The sequence below is a fragment of the Flavobacterium sp. FPG59 genome, assembly GCF_002150205.1.
GTDB lineage: Bacteria > Bacteroidota > Bacteroidia > Flavobacteriales > Flavobacteriaceae > Flavobacterium.
The window spans coordinates 1-3534 of record NZ_MTCA01000273.1 but is presented as its reverse complement, the minus strand read 5'-3'; the positions used below and the strand labels follow the sequence as shown (position 1 = coordinate 3534).

At 30.1% G+C, this 3534-nt stretch carries 3 protein-coding genes; 2 read left to right on the top strand and 1 reads right to left on the bottom strand.

The features are described from left to right. Positions 1–2648: PAS domain S-box protein (locus tag FPG59_RS14880; RefSeq protein WP_086455347.1), on the top strand; the 2648-nt coding region annotated here is incomplete at its 5' end. After that, on the top strand, positions 2645–3040 hold the full coding sequence (locus tag FPG59_RS14875) for a response regulator (protein WP_086455346.1): 396 nt from the start codon (positions 2645–2647) through the stop codon (positions 3038–3040). The genes FPG59_RS14880 and FPG59_RS14875, both read left to right, overlap by 4 nt. A gap of 13 nt (positions 3041–3053) precedes the next feature. Here the strand turns inward: FPG59_RS14875 and FPG59_RS14870 are convergent, their stop codons facing one another. Continuing rightward, positions 3054–3518 (bottom strand): hypothetical protein, encoded by a 465-nt coding sequence (locus tag FPG59_RS14870; protein ID WP_086455348.1) that lies wholly within the window; start codon positions 3516–3518, stop codon positions 3054–3056. Positions 3519–3534: the final 16 nt, after the last annotated feature.

Genomic DNA, 3534 nt, shown 5'->3' with positions numbered 1-3534 from the left:
CCCTTAAAAATTATTATACCGCAACTTTAACACTTGCTTTGACACTAAATGACGAAGGAATTCCAAAAGACTTTGAATATGTAAGTAAACAACTGATTAAATCCAACAATACAATTAGTGCGTTAGAGCTCGTACCTAAAGGTATTATAAAATACGTATATCCCATTAAAGGTAACGAAGCAGCCATAGGTTTAAATATCCTAACTACTGAAAATCTTCGAGTAGAAACTCTAAAATCAATTTCCAACCAAAAAATGTACTTTGCCGGTCCACTTAAGTTAAAGCAAGGAGGCATTGGAATTGTAGGCAGACTACCTATTTATAAAAAAAATTCATTTTGGGGATTTTCTGCAGTAATTATTAAACTTGATCAACTTTTAAAAGCTTCTCAAATCAATTTACTTAGCAAATCTAAATTTGATTTTCAAATCTCAAAGTACAATACTACAACTAAAAAAGAAGAGTTTTTTTTACCACAAAAAACAGAACTTACAAACAGCAATTTTGTAACCAGCCTTATTACTGATGGAGAGTGGAAATTATACTTAATAGATAAGGAGTCAAATAACTCCTTAATAACTCTTATTATATCTACTCTTCTAGGAATTCTCCTTGCTATGACATTTGGTTTTTTAACTGTTTTAGTTCTAAAAAAACAAGCTGAATTACAAGTTATAGTAGAGAAACAAGCTCGGAATTTAATAGATAGTGAAATAAAATTCAAAACCATTTTTGATCAAGCGGCAATTGGCATGGCCAATGTTGATGTAACATCAGGTGTTTTTTTAGAAATAAATAATAAATTTTGCAGCCTACTAGGCTACACTCAAGAAGAGATGAGAGGCAGGAATTTTCAATCCATCACACATCCAGATGATCTTGAGAACGATTTAAAAAACGTAAAAAAAATAGAAAATGGAAATATTACTGAGTATTCCATGGAGAAAAGATATTTCACAAAAGAAGGTAAAACTATTTGGGTCAACTTGAACGTAACACCATTACTTGACCAAAATAAAAAACAACTTAGCGCAATTTCTATAGTAGAAGACATTACACTTAGAAAACAAAATGAAGCTTTAGTTAAAAAAAGTGAAAATCATTTTAAAAGTCTTTTTGACGATTCTCCTCTACCCATGAGAGAAGAAGATTTCTCTATGGTAAAAAACCGTCTTGAAGAGCTCAACTTAATGAATAAAAATAAAGATCAAGTTAAAGACTATCTAATAAACAACCCTGAGATAGTTCATCAATTACATTCATTAATAGAGATTATAAATGTAAATAAAGCTTGTTTAAAATTATACCGAGTAGACAATAAAGAAGAATTATTAAAAACTAAGTCAAGTTTATTTAGCCCAGATTCACTTAACGATTTCACAGACCAACTAGTAGTTATTACTCAAAACGTAAACCAATTTGTTATAGATTCTGTTATTAAAAATGCAGCTAATGAAAATCGATACATCAATTTAAGTTGGAATGTTGTAAGAGGTTATGAAAAATCATTAGACCGCATCATTGTTTCAAATGAAGACATTACGAATCGTAAAATAGCCGAAAAAATAATTTTAGATTCACAGCAAAGAATTCAGTCCTTAATAAACACAGTCGATGGAATCGTTTGGGAATGTTCTCCTGACACATTACAATTTACATTTATTAGTAAAAAAGTTGAAGAAATCTTAGGGTACACGTCAGATGAGTGGCTATCAAGTCCTAATTTTTGGCAAGACCATATGTATGAAGAAGATAGAGTTCATACTTTGCAATATTGTGCAGATCAAACAGCAAAAAATGTTGATCATGACTTTGAGTATCGCATGATTGCAAAAGACGGAACAATTGTTTGGCTAAGAGATATAGTAAGTTTAATTACCGAAAACGGAAAAGTTGAAAGTCTAAGAGGAATAATGATTGATATCACTAAAACAAAGGAAATAGAAAATCAGTTAAATAAATCATTCCACTTAGTAACAGAACAAAACAAACGCTTGCTAAATTTTTCTTACATTGTTTCTCATAATCTTCGTTCTCATACCAGTAATATTACCTCAATTATAGGCCTAATTGAAACTGCAGATTCTAAAGATGAAATAGAACAGATGGTCCAACTCTTAAAAACAGTTTCTTACTCGTTAAACGAGACCATGTTAAATCTAAATCAAGTCGTTAACATTCAAACTAATATAGGTCTTGTAACTGAAAGTTTGAATTTAAAACAATACATCAATAACACAATCACTATTTTATCAGATCAAATTACAGCAAAAGAGGTTGAAATCATTACGTCTGTTCCAGATAATGAGCATATTAATTACAATCCTGCCTATCTAGAAAGCATCCTACATAACTTAGTATCAAACGCTATTCGATACAGTAGCATAGATAAAAAACCTATCATAAACATTAGCTATCAAGAAGAGGGAGAAAATAAAATTTTACAAGTTTCTGACAACGGAATTGGAATTGATTTAGAATGCAATGCACATAAAATATTTGGAATGTATAAAACATTTACAAATAACAAAGACTCTAAAGGAATTGGCCTTTTTATAACAAAGAACCAAATTGAGGCTATGGGAGGTTACATAACAGTAGAAAGTGAATTGAACAAAGGCACCACTTTTAAAATAAGTATTGTATGATAAAGAAAATAATATGGCTAATCGATGATGATCCAATTTATCAAACCATTATGAAAAAAATTATTGATAAATCAGGGGTAAGCTCTCATGTTGTATCGTATACAAACGGAAAAGATGCTATTCAAGCGCTCGAAGAAATTATTACTAACAACGAACACTTACCTAATCTAATTTTGCTAGATATTGAAATGCCAGTACTAGATGGATGGGGATTTATGACCGAAATGTCACTCTTAAAACAAAAAATAAAAAAAGAGATAAAAATTTACATCTCAAGCTCCTCAATTGCAATTGAAGACAAACAAAAAGCAAAAAATAATCCTGATATTCTAGGATATATTTCAAAACCAGTTACGATAACTGATATTGCATTGATAGCATCCGATGAATAATTAAAATTTTTCACTAATTACACTCTTTCTTTATTTCGTCAAGTGTTTTATCACTATATAATAGTTGCTCTACAATATACTTCCTCAAATCATCAATATCAGAATCAAAATACTTAGCCCATGATGATAACTGCAGTATATTTCTAACTTGTTTGATTCGTTTTCTTGTTTCAGAGCTTGATCGTAAAACGGCTTTTTTATCAAAATCAGGATTGTTTTTATGCTGATATTGAACCAGTTCTTTGTCATAATTTACCTCAAGATAATACAATAAATCAATGTCATTATCTGGATAAAAACTTTCCCAAGACGCAAATCCTAATTTAAATTTAGAGTCCGTTTCTAGTTCAAGTGACTCCAGTCTCCATTTACAATTGGCCAACCTACCCCAATGATTTGATAAGCGATACATTCCTTTTTTAGTATAATAATATTTACTACCTGATTTACTATCATACTGCACTTTTAAATTAGAAATAGCATCAAGAGTAGTT

Bases quoted from the DNA above. Each gene is read 5' to 3' on its own strand.
- FPG59_RS14875 (WP_086455346.1), top strand. From the start codon at position 2,645: ATGATAAAGAAAATAATATGGCTAATCGATGATGATCCAATTTATCAA.